The following is a 15,311-nucleotide window of genomic DNA, read 5'->3' as shown; positions in this document are numbered from 1 at the left end:
TTTTGATTGAGCTACATTTGTCAAAAAAGTCTAAATTATCCAGCAAAGAATCTCCTTTATGGAAATCATTTAAGGCAAAACCTTATTGAAATTTTTAACAACAACGCTTGAATATACGCCAGCAGCAACATAAGGATCTTCGTTAGCCCAGGAGCGCGCCTCTTTAAGATTTTCAAACTCAGCAACAATAAGTGACCCTGTAAAACCTGCATCACCTGGATCTATTGAGTCGATAGCAGGATGAGGTCCGGCCAAAATAAGGCGACCTTCATCTTTTAATTGAATTAAACGAGCAACATGATCAGGTCTAGCGCCTATGCGTTTTTTAAAACTATCCTCTACATCTTGAGAAATAATTGCATACAACATTAATAATTCCTAAAGCTCTAAAACATCTTGCATTGAATATAGACCACTAGGCTTGTCACTAAGCCAGTTAGCTGCTCTTACAGCACCATTAGCATAAATCATTCTAGAAGATGCTTTATGTGTTATTTCAACGCGCTCACCTTCCATAAAAAAAGTAACAGTATGATCGCCTACAACATCACCGCCCCTAATCGATGAAAATCCAATGGTATTTAGATCTCTAGGCTCATCAATACCTTCACGGCCATATACTGCGCAGTTAGCTAAGTCTCTTCCAAGCGCATTTGCAACAACCTCACCCATCTTGAGAGCCGTTCCTGAAGGCGAATCAACCTTATAACGATGGTGGGTTTCAATAATTTCTATACTAGAATCTTGCCCAATAACTTTTGCAGAAGTCTCCAACAACTTAAGCGTTAAATTAACTCCAACACTCATATTAGGAGCAAAAACAATTGGTATCTGAGTTGAAGCTTGCTTAATTACTTTTAGCTCATCATCACTAAACCCAGTAGTTCCAATGACCATAGCTTTTCCAGAATTTTTACAAATTGAGATGGCCTTCAGAGAAGCCTCGGGTCTTGAAAAATCAATTAAAACGTCGAAATCTTGGAGTGAATCATTAAGGTTATCATCCTTATCAACAGCTGCAGCTAACATCGCACTATTATTTAAATTGACAGCCTCAACAAGGGTTTGCCCCATCTTTCCTTTAGATCCGTTTATTGCAATTCTAGTCATTTATAGAATCCTCTAATAAATCATTATTTTTAGTTACTTCATCAATCTTCTTGAGAGTTTCAAGTAATGTAAACATTAAGTTCATTGGCATAGAGTTAAGGCCATCACTTTTTGCAAGCTTAGGATTTGGATGCGTCTCCATAAAGACACCAGAAACGCCAACTGCAACAGCTGCTCTAGCTAAAACTGGTACCATTTCTCTTTGCCCACCAGAGGATGCTCCCTCTCCACCAGGCTGCTGAACAGAGTGAGTTGCATCAAAAACAATTGGACAGTTTGTTGACCTCATACTGGATAAGCCTCTCATATCTGAAACAAGTGTATTGTATCCAAAAGATGTCCCTCTATCACAAACCATAATTTGTTGATTTCCTGTTGCCTTGGCCTTCTCAACAACATTGACCATATCCCAAGGCGCTTGAAATTGGCCTTTCTTAATATTCACAGGCAAACCTTGACTACACACATTTTGAATAAAATTAGTCTGCCTTACAAGAAAAGCAGGAGTTTGAAGCACATCAACTACTGAAGAGACCTCATCTAGAGGCGAATCTTCATGAACATCAGTTAAAACAGAGACCTCAACTTCAGACTTTACTTTTTCTAAAATACGAAGCCCTTCTTCAATACCTAGACCACGGAAACTATCTGCACTTGTTCGATTGGCCTTGTCATAAGAAGACTTATAGATAAAATTGATATTAAGCTCGCTACAAACTTTTTTCAAATAGCTTGCGCTTTCCATTGCCAAAGACTCTGACTCAACAACACATGGACCAGCAATCAAAAAAAATGGGTGATCAATTCCAGCCTGAAAATCTAGTAAATTCATGTACTTCACTCATTACTTAAATATATACGTAAATTATATTCGTTTAAAATAAGCATTGTTATAAATTCATTAAAACCATGGTACAAAAAACACCTGACATACTTAAAAAAATTGTTGCTCGAAAGCAAGAAGAAATAGCAGAGTCAACAAAACGACTTCCAATTGAAAAAATGATTGAGCTAGCAAATAGTGCAGATACCCCCCGAGGTTTCTTTAATTCATTAAACAAAAAAGTAAAAGAGCGTCAAAGTGGAATAATTGCTGAAATTAAAAAAGCCTCTCCAAGCAAAGGTGTTTTAAGAGAAAATTTTGAGCCTGTAGAAATTGCAAAAAGCTACGAAGACGGAGGTGCAAGCTGCCTTTCTATATTAACAGATCGTGATTTTTTTCAAGGTGATCCTTTGTATTTGATAAAAGCGCGAGCTGCAGTTTCATTACCAGTTATTCGTAAAGATTTTATTATTAAACCCTATCAAGTCTATGAATCAAGAGCGATGGGAGCAGATTGTATTTTACTAATTGTGTCTTGTCTAGAAGATGATGAAATCAAACATTTAAGCGACCTTGCTTTATCTTTCAATATGGATGTATTAGTTGAAACTCATGATTTAAATGAACTTCGTCGTGCGCTTAAATTAGATTTACCAATGATTGGAATTAATAATAGGAATCTTCGAAACTTTGAAGTTAGCCTTCAAACTACCATTGACTTGCTTAGTGAAATTAGCGGTGATAAACTTGTGATAACTGAGTCAGGAATTGCATCTAAAGCTGATGTTGAGTTGATGCACAAGAATGATGTATTTGGTTTTTTAATTGGCGAGGCATTTATGAAGCACTCAAATCCTGGCCAAAAACTTAAGGAGTTTTTTGAATGAATCTTTCTGTAAATTGGGTTGATGGCATGTTAATGGTTGGTAAGTCTCATAGTGGTCACTCTATTACGATGGATGGTCCGATAGAGATTGGCGGTGAAAATCTTGGTGTTAGACCGATGGAAATGCTTCTGCTTGGAGTGGCGGGCTGCACTATGATTGATGTCGTTACAACGCTTCAAAAAATGCGTCAAGACCTATCGCATTGTGAAACAAAGATAAGCGCTGAAAGAGCCAATGAACACCCAAAGGTGTTTACCGATATACATATTCACTTTATTGTTAAGGGAAAAGACTTAGACTCTAAAAAAGTTGATAAAGCAATTTCACTCTCAGCTGAAAAATACTGCTCTGCATCTATCATGCTTGGTAAAACGGCAAACATTACCCATGACTTTGAAGTCACTGAATAATATTTAATAAAACCCTTATTACTAAAATACTCATTGAAAATAATTCCAGTATAATATTCCATCTTCGGAGAGATGGCCGAGTGGCTGAAGGCGCTCCCCTGCTAAGGGAGTATAGGCTTTAACTCCTATCGAGGGTTCGAATCCCTCTCTCTCCGCCATAATATTGAATGCTCTATGAATACACCTAAAGTTATCCATTGGTTTCGCCAAGATCTAAGGTTATCTGACAACCCTGCACTATTTGAGGCAGCAAAAAATAGTTCAATACTTCCTATCTACATTCTGGACGATATAAATTCAAAAGAACTTGCGATGGGAGAAGCAAGTCGATTTTGGCTGCATCACTCTCTAAATTCTCTTAACAAAAGCCTAGATCAAAATTTATCAATTTACTCGGGAGATCCCATTACAGTAATATTAGATATTATTGATCGATTAGATATTAAAGAGATATTTTGGAATCGTTGTTATGAGCCATGGCGCATCAATCGTGATACTCATATCAAAAAAGGACTTGAGTCTAAAGGAATTAAAGTTAATACTTTAAATGGTTCATTACTCTGGGAGCCCTGGACAATAAAAAAAGGAGACGGGACTCCATATAAAGTTTTTACGCCCTACTTTCGAAAAGGGTGTCTTTTATCTGACGAGCCACGTAAGCCAATTTCTACTCCAATAAATCTAGATCTTTTTAATGATAACAATAGTTTAAAAGATATCAATGCTTTATCTTTATTGCCATCCACTAAATGGGATATTAAAATGAAATCATTTTGGAATATTGGTGAGCTTGGAGCAAATAACCGATTAACCGAATTCCTAAATAATGGAGTGGAAAATTATAAACAAGGCCGAAATATTCCATCAAAACCTTTTGTCTCTAGGCTATCTCCACATCTTCATTTTGGTGAGATTTCTCCCAATCAAGCTTGGCATGCTGCACAGAATAAAGGCGATGACACCAATATTGATCACTTCTGTAGCGAGCTCGGTTGGCGCGAATTTTCATACACGCAGCTCTACTTTAATCCTGAACTTCCTAAAAAGAATTTGCAACCCAAGTTTGATCTATTCCCATGGGATAAAGATGAGAAAAAATTAATTGCTTGGCAAAAAGGTCAAACTGGAATACCTATGGTTGATGCAGGCATGAGAGAGTTATGGCTAACTGGCGCAATGCATAACCGTGTAAGAATGGTTGTAGGTTCATTTTTAGTTAAAAATCTTCTACTTCACTGGCATCATGGTGAAAGATGGTTTTGGGACTGTTTAGTAGATGCAGATTTAGCTAGCAATAGTGCAAGCTGGCAATGGATTGCAGGTTGTGGCGCAGATGCAGCGCCATACTTCAGAATCTTTAATCCAGTAACCCAGGGTGAGAAGTTTGACCCTGATGGCGAGTATATTCGTAAATACATCCCAGAAATTAGCAACCTATCCAATAAATATTTATTTAGCCCATGGGAAGCTCCTCAAGATGAATTAGATAGGGCTGGAGTTGTTATTGGAAAAGACTATCCAAAGCCTATTATAGATTTAAAATTATCTCGCCAGAATGCTCTTGAAGCATTCAAATCTTTAAAAAAAGTGGATGATTAATCATCAAAGCTCTGTTAAAGCCCCTACTCTAAAAAATCATTAAATGATTGACTCCAATCAGGGTGAGTATGTTTGTCCCAATAACTCTGATGAAGTATTTTGGTAATTTTTCCTGGGACACCTTTGCCAACTAATTTATTATTTATTCTTGTAATTGGCATTATTCCACCCGCTGTTGAAGTTGCAAAAACTTCAATTGAATTTTGAAGCTTTTCTAATGATATTGAACTTAACTGAAAAGGAACGCCTAATTCTTTTGCTAAATCAAGAACTGTTTGTCTAGTTATGCCTTCTAAAACACCCTGATTAGGGGAATGAAGCCCATCTTTATCTACACAAAAAATATTAAAGCCTGGCCCTTCTGAAATATTATTTTCTTCATCCACAAGGATTACCGTGTCATGATCTAAGTCATAAGCTTCATACATTCCACTTACCAAATCAAGCCAGTGATAATTTTTAATTCTTGAATCAATAGAATTAGTTGGTATTCTCCTTCTAGCACTTACTAAAACGTCCAAACCTTTCTCAAAATCTTCGGGCTTCAGAATCCAGCCAAATGGAACAGCAAAAGCAATAAACCGAGGCTTAGATTTGCGTGGGTCTCTGTCAAATTTAGGGGACATTCCTCTAGTTTGAATCATTTCTACATAGACATCATCCAGTCCAGATCGATGGACACAACCAGCAAGTATTTTTTTAAGCTCTTCACGGCTCACTATACAAGGCATTCTTAATTTTTCTGTTGATTCAAAAAATCTGTCAATATGCTTATCTAAGCGAAAAAAACGACCTTTCCAAACATGAACAACATCATAAGTTGCATCAGACCTTAAAAATCCCCAATCTAAAATCGGAATATGAGCTTCAGATAGTTGAATGAATTCACCATTCATCCAGGCCGCTCCTTTTGGAAAAATATCTTCTTCCAAGATTATTTACTTAGTTCCAAAAATCTTATCGCCAGCATCACCTAGTCCCGGAAGAATATAGCCCTGCTCATTCAAAGAGTCATCCACTGCAGCTATAAAAAGATCTACATCAGGATGAAGTTTAGTTACCCTTTCTAACCCCTCAGGAGAGGCAACTAAAAATAATCCAATAATTTTTTTGCAACCTTTCTGCTTTAGCAGGTCAATTGTAGCAAGGAGGGTTCCTCCAGTTGCCAACATAGGGTCAATAATTAAGGCAGTTCTTTGATCAATATCTGTAATAACTTTATCAAAGTATGCAACCGGATTTAAAGTATCCTCATCTCTGTAAAGACCAACGACACTAACTTTAGCATTTGGCACCAGAGTCAATACACCATCAAGCATTCCCAAGCCAGCTCGCAAAATAGGAACAATTGATAATTTTTTTCCAGATAACATTTGAGTTTTTATTGGCTCATCTTGCCAGCCATTAATTTCACGGTCTTCGAGTGGTAAATTCCGAGTAGCTTCATACGTCAATAGACTTGCAACTTCATTCGCTAGTTCACGAAATTGTTTTGTGCTAATTCCATATTGTCTAAGTAAGGCAATCTTATGGGCTAAAAGAGGATGTTTAATTGCATTTAGGGGCATTGATATTCCTTCAAAAAAAACTTATTAAGAAACCAATTTTACATGTTAATACAATTTGTAATATTTTTCTAAAAATCATATAGAAAGAACAAGTATTATTATCTCTTCATTAACAAAAATAAAGGGTTTAAATGAAATTTGGAATTTTAGGTGAAGCGAAAATTGCTCGCGAATATGTTGTTCCAGCAATATTAGCTGCAGGACATGAAGTTACTCATGTTGGAAGAAGAAACCCTGGTCAAGTACCATTACCAAGTATCTATAAAAATGCTATTGAGACTGACTATGATGCTCTTCTATCAGAGCCATCAATAGATGCAATTTATAACCCGCTCCCAAATCATCTGCATGTGCCCTTTTCTATTCAAGCACTTAAATTAGGCAAGCATGTTCTTTGTGAAAAGCCAGTTGCCCTTAACATGAACGAATTAAAGGAATTAGAATCAGCAGCTGCAAGTAGTGAATCTTTTTTTTATGAAGCCTACATGGTAAGAAGTCACCCACAATGGACATGGCTCAAAGAGCTTGACATTGGAGAGCATCAGTCATCTCACTTTATTTTTAGCTATCCTGATCAGCCTAAAGGCAACATTCGAAATCGCAAAGTAGATGGAGGTGGCCCATTATATGACATTGGTTGTTATGCAATATTATCAGGATGCATGCTATTTACAGGTACCCCTAAAGTTCTTTCAGCAACTGCAATAATGAGTGATCACTATGATATTGAGAAGCAAGTTGATGCAATACTTCAATGGCCAAATGGCGAAACACTGAGCTTCACTGTTTCAGGTAACGCAGCACTTTGCCAAGCATTGACGGTTTTAGGGTCAAGTGGCTGGGCAAAACTAAGCGTCCCTGTTAACCCACCTGAAATTACTCACGCTTATTGGGCTAACGGAGGCTTGCAGGAAGGTACTAAAGTTAGCTTCCCACCATGTAATCAGTACAAACTTATGATTGATGACTTTGTATCGCTTGCAGAATCAAAATCTAAGTCTGATTTTTTAATTTCTCAGATTGTTACGAAGGCTATAAATGAGATCCAACAAAAAGCTGGTTTAATCATATAAAAAAAATCATTTGAAATCTCAAAAGAATACTATGCGATAGAATCATTTTTGTTGCATCACATGGTATCTTATAACGCTATGAAAAAAGACACTCCATTTACTATAGCAGGCAGAACTTTTAACTCTAGACTCCTCGTTGGCTCTGGAAAATATAAAGATTTAGAAGAAACTAAGCTAGCCACTGAAGCCTCTGGTTCAGAGATTATTACTGTGGCAATTCGTCGCGTAAATATTGGTCAAAATCTAAACGAAGAAAGTCTTCTTGACGCTATCTCACCTAAAAAATATACTATTCTTCCAAATACTGCAGGCTGTTACAACGCAAAAGATGCAGTTAGAACTCTCCTTCTAGCAAGAGAATTGTTAGACGGACATAACCTCGTTAAATTAGAGGTTCTGGGTGATGAAAAAACACTTTATCCTAATATTGTAGAAACTCTTGAAGCATCTAAAATACTAATAAAAGAAGGTTTTGATGTCATGGTTTATACTTCGGATGATCCTATAGTAGCTAAAGAACTTGAAGAGATTGGTTGCTGTGCAATTATGCCATTAGCCTCTCTTATTGGATCAGGCCAGGGAATAGCTAATCCTTTTAATATTAAGCTAATTAAGGACCAGGCTAATGTTCCTGTCCTAGTTGATGCTGGGATTGGCTGTGCCAGTGATGCAGCAGAAGCAATGGAACTCGGGTGTGACGGCGTACTTATGAATTCTGCAATTGCAAATGCAGAAAACCCTATACTAATGGCAAGCGCAATGAAGCATGCTATTATAGCTGGGCGTGAATCCTATCTTGCAGGCAGAATGATTAAGAAAAGTTATGCAAGCGCTTCCTCACCTATGGAAAATTTAATATAGCCTTAAGATGTTAATGCAATGAACTTCTCAAAAAAAATAAGTGATATTGCGCAGAATCACTTATTACGTTTAAGAAGAATTGCTAATAGTGCCCAGGGCGCTATTATGGAAGTTGATGGCAAGAAAATTGTCAATTTTTGCTCAAATGACTACCTATCTCTTGCCAATCATCCTAAAATTAAAGAGGCACTAATTGAAGGAGTAAAGCTATATGGAGTTGGATCTGGAGCGTCTCATCTAGTAAGTGGTCACTCAAAATCACATCATATATTTGAAGAAGCATTAGCTGAGCATACTGGCCAGCAAAGAACACTGCTTTTTTCATCGGGCTATAGCGCAAATCTAGGAATATTTTCTGCTCTAAGGGATGAAATCAAATGGTCACTTCAAGATAAATTAAATCATGCATCATTAATCGATGGCGCCAGGCTAGTTGACCTTCCAATTCAAAGGTATCTCCATAAAAATCTTGTCTCACTTCAAAAGAAGTTACAAAAACAAACTGGTCCTGGTCTGGTTGTGACTGATCATATTTTTAGTATGGATGGAGACGAGGCAGATATTTCAGAAATTGATAAAATTCTAAACCAAACTGATGCAATATTAATGCAAGATGATGCTCATGGATTTGGCGTTTTTAACCCAACAATCCCTAAGCATTCTATTTACATGGCTACGCTAGGAAAATCTGCTGGTGTTATGGGGGCCTTTGTAGCTGGAGATGATGACTTTATAGAATTTTTAATCCAAAAATCAAGGCCATATACCTACACTACTGCAATCCCTCCTAGTTTTTGTCATGCAGGCCTTATGAGCCTAGAGTTAATTAAAAAGGGTGAGCAAAAAAATAAGTTATTAGCTAATATTAGTCACTTTAAGAATATTTATAGGCAGTTAGGTCTTCAATTTGAAGACTCTGATAGTGCAATTCAACCGCTTGTTGTAGGCTCAAGTAATGAAGCTCTCAAGCTAAGTAACAAGCTATTTGATGAAGGTTTTTATGTTAGTGCTATTCGGCCTCCTACAGTTCCTCCTAACACCGCCCGACTTCGATTTACATTATCAGCGGGGCATAGTGAAAAGCAAATTGAAATACTTTTAAAAAAGGTAAAAGATGTTATGGCATAAAACTATTGGCGATGGCCCAAGTCTAGTTTTATTGCATGGATGGGCCTTTAATAGCGATATATTTCAAAGCTTGATAGATAAATATAAGGCAAACTATCGAATAACAGTTATTGATCTTCCTGGCCACGGAAGAAGTAGAGATATAGATGGAAATATTGAAAGCTGGTGTAATGAACTAACTAAGTTAATCCCAGAGCAATCAATCTTACTTGGTTGGTCTTTAGGTGGCTTACTTTCAACCTATATTGCAAGTCAAATTGAGATTAGAAAGTTAATTCTAGTTGCCGCAACCCCCTGTCTTGTAAATAATGAAAACTGGAACTATGGAATAAGTAGTGAGGTATTTGATCAATTTGCAATTAATTTAAAAAATGATAGTACTAAATCACTCAAACGTTTCGTAAGCCTTCAAAGCAAAGATAAGTCTCAACTTCAAGAGCTTTACAAATCAATTCAAAAATATCCAGCCTCACATAGTGCGCTAAATACTGGATTAGAAATAATCATTAATTCTGACTTACGAGATATTTATAAAGATATTGCAGTACCTAAAACTACTATCCTTGGCTCACTTGATACTCTAGTCCCAGTAAAAATTAAAGAATGGTATGAGGCAGTTGGCTCAAAAACCTCTATTATTCGCTCTGGTCATCTTCCTTTTATTGATAAAGACTTTAAACTTTAATCGCCAGCTCTTTCCAGATTAGTTTCAATTCTAATAACTATCTTGTTTTTGGTATAATTCAAACAATTTCCTCACCAAAATCAAAATGAGTGCACTAGTTGGAGTTATTATGGGCTCAAAGTCAGATTGGCCCACAATGAAAATTGCCACAGAGATGCTTGACGAATTAGGTGTTCCTTATGAAGTCAAGGTTGTTTCAGCCCATCGCACTCCTGATTTAATGTTTGAATACGCCGAAACAGCTCAAGTAAGAGGCCTTGAAGTAATTATTGCTGGCGCTGGTGGTTCTGCCCACTTACCAGGGATGGTTGCTTCAAAAACAATTATTCCAGTCTTAGGAGTGCCAATTCAGTCTAAAGCATTAAGTGGTCACGACTCTTTATTATCCATTGTTCAAATGCCTGGTGGAATTCCTGTGGGCACGCTTGCCATAGGGGAAGCTGGCGCAAAAAATGCTGGAATTTTAGCAGCCCAGATCGTTGGCAATCATAATGAAGAAGTAAGACAAAAGGTTGCTAAATTTCGTTTAGAGCAGACTCAAAGTGTTCTCAACAATCCTAATCCTGACAAATAACTTATGAAAATTGGGGTTCTTGGTGCTGGTCAATTGGGAAGAATGCTTGCGCTATCGGCCTATCCTTTAGGTCACCAAATGAGATTTTTAGCGTTATCTGAAGAAGACCCGTCTTCACTGCTTGGAAAAACATTTATCCATAATAATAATCCAGAAATGGTTAGTAATTTTGCTGATAGTTCGGACATTGTGACCTATGAAAGCGAAAATACTGACGTAACTATTGTTAATGAAATTAGTAAAAATACCAAAGTTTTTCCTAGTGATAAATCTCTATATATTTCTCAACATCGCGGCAGAGAAAAAGCACTTCTAGATGCATTAAAAATACCTTGTGCGCCCTATCAAATGGTAAATAGTCTTGATGATTTAAAAAGTGCAATTAAGAATATTGGAATCCCCTCCATACTAAAAACAGCAACAGATGGCTATGATGGTAAAGGTCAGTTTTTAATTAAATCTGAAACTCAGATCCATGAAGCTTGGGAAAAGATGGCTGGTGCTGACTCAATCCTCGAGGGCTTTATAAATTTTAAGCGAGAGCTATCTTTGATTGCAGTTAGAGGTATAGATGGTAGCCTTAAATATTATCCTTTAGTTGAAAATTCTCATCATGAGGGAATACTAAGATTGACAATAGCGCCTGCACAAAATATCTCAGCGTCTCTTCAAAAAAAAGCAGAAGTATATATGAGCTCTATTCTTAAAGAAATTAAACATGTTGGAGTTTTAACCATTGAACTCTTTGAATCTGATGATCTTCTAGTTAATGAGATAGCTCCAAGAGTTCATAATTCTGGCCATTGGACCATTGAAGGCACACAAACCTCTCAATTTGAGAATCATATAAGAGCTATTACTGAATCTCCCTTAGGGCAAACAACTATTACGTCAAAGTTCAGTGCTATGATCAATATAATTGGAGTCCATGGACCAATCCAAAAAGTACTTAAAACTAAAAATGCTCATCTTCATTTATATAATAAAGAAGAGCGAAATGGAAGAAAGTTAGGCCATATAACTTTAACTTCTAACTCAATTGATGAATTAAATAAAACGATAGAAAGCTTAAAAGAGTATTTACCTTAATCCTCTTTTAGATCTGAAAGACTTCCATTAATACTACCGCCTAGCTCTTCTTGATAAAACTGCTCTGCTAGCTCCTCTTCATAGTGATATGCTGATTGCTCACTGACTTCAACACCTGCTAAAAATTGACACACATGTATCATTTCATGACACAGGGTAATAATGAATTTTTTTCTATCTAATGATTCTTCAATTTCTATAAAGAACTTACCGTCGCCCTCATAGTCTGTCCAAGCAAGCGCATCATCTACTTTTTGGATAGTTAGATCAATATTTGGAATATTATTTGCTTGAAACAAGCCGTTACTGCAGAAACTAAATAACTGCTGCGAAAGCACTATTTGCTCTTTATTACCGCCACGAATATAAAGCATTTTTATAAAAAATTAAATGGTTTATGAAAAGCGCTCATCCAGGTACTTAATAATATCATTCGATTCATAAATCCAAGTAGCTTCACCAGCACCCTCTAGCTTTAAGCATGGAACCTTAATCTTTCCACCACTTATTTCCAGCTCTTTTCTGAATTTCCCGGCAGTTTGAGCATCACGAGTCTCAACTTTAAGATTTAAACGTTTAATTGCTCTTCTAGTCTTAACGCAAAATGGGCAAGCATAGAACTGATAAAGCTTTAGAATTTTTGTTTCCTGATCAACCTTAGCTTGCTCTTCATCATTTCTTTTTACTACTGAAGGCTTAAATAACCAGTCAATTAATATCAATACTCTGCCAGAGCCTTCTCTTAATAATCTTAGAAAAAATCTCATAAACTTTGCCTGTAAGCTATCAATGTATTTTCTAAAAGCGTTGCAATAGTCATTGGCCCAACTCCACCAGGAACTGGCGTTATAGCTCCAGCTTTATCTTTGACTGCATCAAAGTCTACATCTCCAACTAGAGAGCCATCTTCCAATCGATTAATACCTATATCTATAACGATAGCTCCATCTTTAACCCAGTCACCTTTGACCATTTCTGGAATTCCAACACCTACAACAACAATGTCAGCTTGCCTAACTTTTTCAGCTACATTTTTAGTTTTACTATTGCAAATAGTTACAGTTCCTCGCGCATTTAGAAGCTCCATTGCCATAGGCCGACCGACAATATTTGAAGCACCAATAACTACACAATTCATACCTTCCACCTTACAATCAACTGATGCCAACATAGTCATAACGCCCTTTGGAGTGCATGGCCTTAAATGGGATTTATTTTGCATTAACTTTCCAATATTTTCACTGTGGAATCCATCAACATCCTTATATGGTGAGATGTGCTCAATAACCTTATTTGCATCTATATGTTTAGGCAACGGAAGCTGCACTAAAATGCCATCTATATAAGGATTATTGTTAAGTCTCTCCACCTCTTCTAATAACTGTTCTTCTGTGATATTCTCTGATTTAATAATCTTATCTGAAAAAAATCCTGCCTGCTTACATGCCAGCTCTTTATTTCTTACATAGACTGCTGAAGCAGGATCTTCACCTACTAGAATTACAGCTAGACCAGGAGGTCGTTCAAGCATTTTTACTTCTTCAGCAATTTTTAAACGCAGATTTTTTGCAATCTCTTTTCCATCAATAATATTCATTTTTTTAATTCCTCTTTAACTTTTTTCAAATCAAATTCTGTATCAACACCATAGCCTGTTGGAGCGCAAGAAATATCAACATTAATATCGATTCCTTGGTTTAATATAGTTAACTGCTCCAATTTCTCAGCTAGTTCTAGCTCAGATTTACCCATTTGCAAATATTGCTTTAAAAAACTAACTCGATATGCATATAAGCCAACATGGCGAAAACAAAAATCCAAATTAATCTCACTACTATTCCTAAAAGCAGGAATCGGTGATCTTGAGAAGTACAATGCTTTGCCGCGCGAATTATATACGACTTTAACGCAATTAAGATCAAAGTAAGATTCTTCACTTTCAATTTTTTCGCACAATGTTGCAACACTCATTCCACTTTTAATCAAGTTAGAGGCAACCTGATTTATTGCATTAGGACTCATCATGGGCTCATCACCCTGAACATTAACAACCACTTCATCCTCATTAAAATTTAGAGAGGTGACTGCCTCTGATAAGCGAGAAGTACCAGATGTGTGACTTGAGTCAGTCATACAAACCTCAGCACCAAAATCCTTAGCAACCTTACTTATTCTTTCATCATCCGTTGCAATAATTACACGTTTGGCAGAACTCATAACTGCATTTGAATAAGTATGCTCAATAAGTGTTTTGCCATTTATTTTTTCTAGTAGCTTTGCCGGTAAACGGCTTGAGGCATATCGAGCAGGAATAATTACTGAAAATTCCATTACTTTTCAGAATTAGTTTTTCGAGCCTCTTCTAAAAGCAGAATTGGAATGCCATCGATGATAGGATAGGCTAACTGACTTTTTTCACACACTAATTCTTCACCAACTAACTTAAGAGGCGCTTTACTTTCTGGGCAAACTAACATTTTTAATAAATTTTCATCAATCATAATTTAGACTCGAGTTGCTGATAAAAGTCAGAACTAATTTTTGCATCCACAGACAAATACCACATTTGGCTTGTTGCAAACTGTTTACATTTTACACAATCCTTGGCTGTCATTAAGATTGGATAACCACCTTTAAATTCGAAATCCTTCTCAATAAATTTATGATGATCTGCAAATGTTTTAGTAATTAAATTAACTCCAAGCTCCTCAAGCAATGAATAAAAATTATCTGGATTTCCAATTCCAGCGATAGCAAAGCATTTTTTACTTTTAAAAAAATCAAGATCTTTTTTTTCATTGGTAGCTAGATTAATATAACAGTTTGCTTCAATTTTGCTTGATATCTCTCCTTCCATATGAGAGCCATTATTGATAATAAAATCAACTGACTTGAGCCTTTTTTTTGTCTCTCTTAGAGGTCCTGCTGGAAGAAACCACCCATTTCCTAATCGATTGTGTCCATCTATAACTGCTATTTCAATATCGCGTCCCATAGCATAATGCTGAAGACCATCATCACTAATAATTAAATCTACTGAATAATTTTCAGTTAAAAACTTTACTGCATTGCTTCGTTTTTTAGCCACTACAACAAAAGCTTCAGTTTGTTGCTTTATTAACAAAGGCTCATCACCGCAATTAATTGGATCACTTGTCAAAGTAACCTCTAATGATTCTTGGGTGTATTCTCCTCCATAGCCCCTGGAAACAACTCCTACTATTTTATTGCGAGATGCAAAATAATTAGCGACTGCAATTACAATTGGCGTCTTTCCAGTTCCACCTGCTGTTATATTGCCTATAACAATAACTGGAACTGATGACACGCTTACTTTTAATAACCTTACTTTGTAAAGACAAAGACGTATATAACTAAAAATGAAGAAAATAGCGGAAAAAGGCAAAAGCAAAAAATTAACCAGGCCAAACTTACTGTGATTGATAAAACTTGTAATACTTAGCATTTTGATAATTTTAATCACTTTTAAAACATTAATTATGA

At 36.4% G+C, this 15,311-nt stretch carries 20 protein-coding genes and 1 tRNA gene; 10 read left to right on the top strand and 11 right to left on the bottom strand.

Annotation, left to right across the window (positions count from 1 at the left end; all coding sequences use genetic code 11):
- Nucleotides 1-69: 69 nt before the first annotated feature.
- Genes ABXT51_RS02335 through kdsA form a run of 3 tightly spaced genes read right to left on the bottom strand, consistent with a single transcriptional unit; the run spans nt 70 to nt 1,942 of the window.
- Nucleotides 70-369 carry a YciI family protein gene (locus ABXT51_RS02335; RefSeq protein WP_416678831.1) on the bottom strand — a complete coding sequence of 100 codons (300 nt, stop codon included), beginning with the start codon at nt 367-369 and terminating at the stop codon, nt 70-72.
- Between the two features lie 9 nt (nt 370-378).
- Entirely contained in the window at nt 379-1,110 is a 732-nt protein-coding gene (gene dapB / locus ABXT51_RS02330; protein ID WP_416695972.1) for a 4-hydroxy-tetrahydrodipicolinate reductase, read from the bottom strand.
- Nucleotides 1,103-1,942 (bottom strand): 3-deoxy-8-phosphooctulonate synthase, encoded by an 840-nt coding sequence (kdsA, locus tag ABXT51_RS02325; RefSeq protein ID WP_416695971.1) that lies wholly within the window; start codon nt 1,940-1,942, stop codon nt 1,103-1,105. The genes dapB and kdsA overlap by 8 nt, the downstream gene beginning before the upstream one ends.
- A 77-nt stretch (nt 1,943-2,019) precedes the next feature.
- Between kdsA and trpC the strand changes: the two genes are divergently transcribed.
- The 4 genes from trpC to ABXT51_RS02305 all read left to right on the top strand — a co-directional run bounded on the left by trpC (nt 2,020) and on the right by ABXT51_RS02305 (nt 4,829).
- A complete protein-coding gene (gene trpC / locus ABXT51_RS02320; protein ID WP_416695970.1) occupies nt 2,020-2,820 on the top strand; it encodes an indole-3-glycerol phosphate synthase TrpC in 801 nt (266 codons plus the stop codon).
- On the top strand, nt 2,817-3,230 hold the full coding sequence (locus ABXT51_RS02315) for an OsmC family protein (protein WP_416687791.1): 414 nt from the start codon (nt 2,817-2,819) through the stop codon (nt 3,228-3,230). Before trpC ends, ABXT51_RS02315 begins: the two co-directional genes overlap by 4 nt.
- Before the next feature lie 66 nt (nt 3,231-3,296).
- Nucleotides 3,297-3,388 (top strand) — tRNA-Ser (locus tag ABXT51_RS02310).
- Nucleotides 3,389-3,404: 16 nt separating this feature from the next.
- On the top strand, nt 3,405-4,829 hold the full coding sequence (locus ABXT51_RS02305) for a cryptochrome/photolyase family protein (protein WP_416695969.1): 1,425 nt from the start codon (nt 3,405-3,407) through the stop codon (nt 4,827-4,829).
- Nucleotides 4,830-4,852: 23 nt separating this feature from the next.
- Here ABXT51_RS02305 and ABXT51_RS02300 read toward each other — a convergent pair whose 3' ends face one another.
- Complete coding sequence (locus tag ABXT51_RS02300; protein ID WP_416695968.1) at nt 4,853-5,761, bottom strand: aminotransferase class IV; 909 nt, start codon at nt 5,759-5,761, stop codon at nt 4,853-4,855.
- Nucleotides 5,762-5,767: 6 nt separating this feature from the next.
- Nucleotides 5,768-6,397 carry a uracil phosphoribosyltransferase gene (gene upp / locus ABXT51_RS02295; protein ID WP_416695967.1) on the bottom strand — a complete coding sequence of 210 codons (630 nt, stop codon included), beginning with the start codon at nt 6,395-6,397 and terminating at the stop codon, nt 5,768-5,770.
- 131 nt (nt 6,398-6,528) lie between these two features.
- Between upp and ABXT51_RS02290 the strand changes: the two genes are divergently transcribed.
- The 6 genes from ABXT51_RS02290 to ABXT51_RS02265 all read left to right on the top strand — a co-directional run bounded on the left by ABXT51_RS02290 (nt 6,529) and on the right by ABXT51_RS02265 (nt 11,807).
- On the top strand, nt 6,529-7,470 hold the full coding sequence (locus tag ABXT51_RS02290; protein WP_416695966.1) for a Gfo/Idh/MocA family protein: 942 nt from the start codon (nt 6,529-6,531) through the stop codon (nt 7,468-7,470).
- A 78-nt stretch (nt 7,471-7,548) separates the two neighbouring features.
- Complete coding sequence (locus tag ABXT51_RS02285) at nt 7,549-8,331, top strand: thiazole synthase (RefSeq protein WP_416695965.1); 783 nt, start codon at nt 7,549-7,551, stop codon at nt 8,329-8,331.
- An 18-nt stretch (nt 8,332-8,349) separates the two neighbouring features.
- On the top strand, nt 8,350-9,459 hold the full coding sequence (locus tag ABXT51_RS02280; protein WP_416695964.1) for an aminotransferase class I/II-fold pyridoxal phosphate-dependent enzyme: 1,110 nt from the start codon (nt 8,350-8,352) through the stop codon (nt 9,457-9,459).
- Nucleotides 9,446-10,144: an alpha/beta fold hydrolase gene (locus tag ABXT51_RS02275; RefSeq protein ID WP_416695963.1), complete on the top strand. Its 699-nt coding sequence runs from the start codon at nt 9,446-9,448 to the stop codon at nt 10,142-10,144. Before ABXT51_RS02280 ends, ABXT51_RS02275 begins: the two co-directional genes overlap by 14 nt.
- 85 nt (nt 10,145-10,229) lie before the next feature.
- Nucleotides 10,230-10,718 carry a 5-(carboxyamino)imidazole ribonucleotide mutase gene (gene purE / locus ABXT51_RS02270; RefSeq protein WP_416695962.1) on the top strand — a complete coding sequence of 163 codons (489 nt, stop codon included), beginning with the start codon at nt 10,230-10,232 and terminating at the stop codon, nt 10,716-10,718.
- Nucleotides 10,719-10,721: 3 nt separating this feature from the next.
- The gene (locus ABXT51_RS02265) at nt 10,722-11,807 is read left to right on the top strand and encodes a 5-(carboxyamino)imidazole ribonucleotide synthase (protein WP_416695961.1); all 1,086 of its coding nucleotides are present in this window, start codon (nt 10,722-10,724) and stop codon (nt 11,805-11,807) included.
- Here ABXT51_RS02265 and ABXT51_RS02260 read toward each other — a convergent pair.
- The 6 genes from ABXT51_RS02260 to lpxK are packed head-to-tail and all read right to left on the bottom strand — an operon-like array spanning nt 11,804 to nt 15,273.
- Nucleotides 11,804-12,181: a hypothetical protein gene (locus ABXT51_RS02260; protein ID WP_416695960.1), complete on the bottom strand. Its 378-nt coding sequence runs from the start codon at nt 12,179-12,181 to the stop codon at nt 11,804-11,806. The genes ABXT51_RS02265 and ABXT51_RS02260 overlap by 4 nt on opposite strands.
- Nucleotides 12,182-12,202: 21 nt before the next feature.
- Entirely contained in the window at nt 12,203-12,574 is a 372-nt protein-coding gene (locus ABXT51_RS02255) for a glutathione S-transferase N-terminal domain-containing protein (RefSeq protein ID WP_416652796.1), read from the bottom strand.
- A complete protein-coding gene (gene folD / locus ABXT51_RS02250) occupies nt 12,571-13,404 on the bottom strand; it encodes a bifunctional methylenetetrahydrofolate dehydrogenase/methenyltetrahydrofolate cyclohydrolase FolD (protein ID WP_416652795.1) in 834 nt (277 codons plus the stop codon). Before folD ends, ABXT51_RS02255 begins: the two co-directional genes overlap by 4 nt.
- Nucleotides 13,401-14,138, bottom strand: a complete 738-nt coding sequence (kdsB, locus tag ABXT51_RS02245) for a 3-deoxy-manno-octulosonate cytidylyltransferase (protein ID WP_416695959.1) — start codon at nt 14,136-14,138, stop codon at nt 13,401-13,403. Before kdsB ends, folD begins: the two co-directional genes overlap by 4 nt.
- Complete coding sequence (locus tag ABXT51_RS02240) at nt 14,138-14,308, bottom strand: Trm112 family protein (protein WP_416652793.1); 171 nt, start codon at nt 14,306-14,308, stop codon at nt 14,138-14,140. Before ABXT51_RS02240 ends, kdsB begins: the two co-directional genes overlap by 1 nt.
- A complete protein-coding gene (gene lpxK, locus ABXT51_RS02235) occupies nt 14,305-15,273 on the bottom strand; it encodes a tetraacyldisaccharide 4'-kinase (RefSeq protein ID WP_416695958.1) in 969 nt (322 codons plus the stop codon). Before lpxK ends, ABXT51_RS02240 begins: the two co-directional genes overlap by 4 nt.
- Nucleotides 15,274-15,311: the final 38 nt, after the last annotated feature.

This window comes from Candidatus Pseudothioglobus sp. Uisw_050_01, assembly GCF_048085775.1.
Classification (GTDB): domain Bacteria; phylum Pseudomonadota; class Gammaproteobacteria; order PS1; family Pseudothioglobaceae; genus Pseudothioglobus.
The sequence above is the reverse complement of the archived record's forward strand: the minus strand, read 5'-3'. Positions and strand labels throughout refer to the sequence as shown.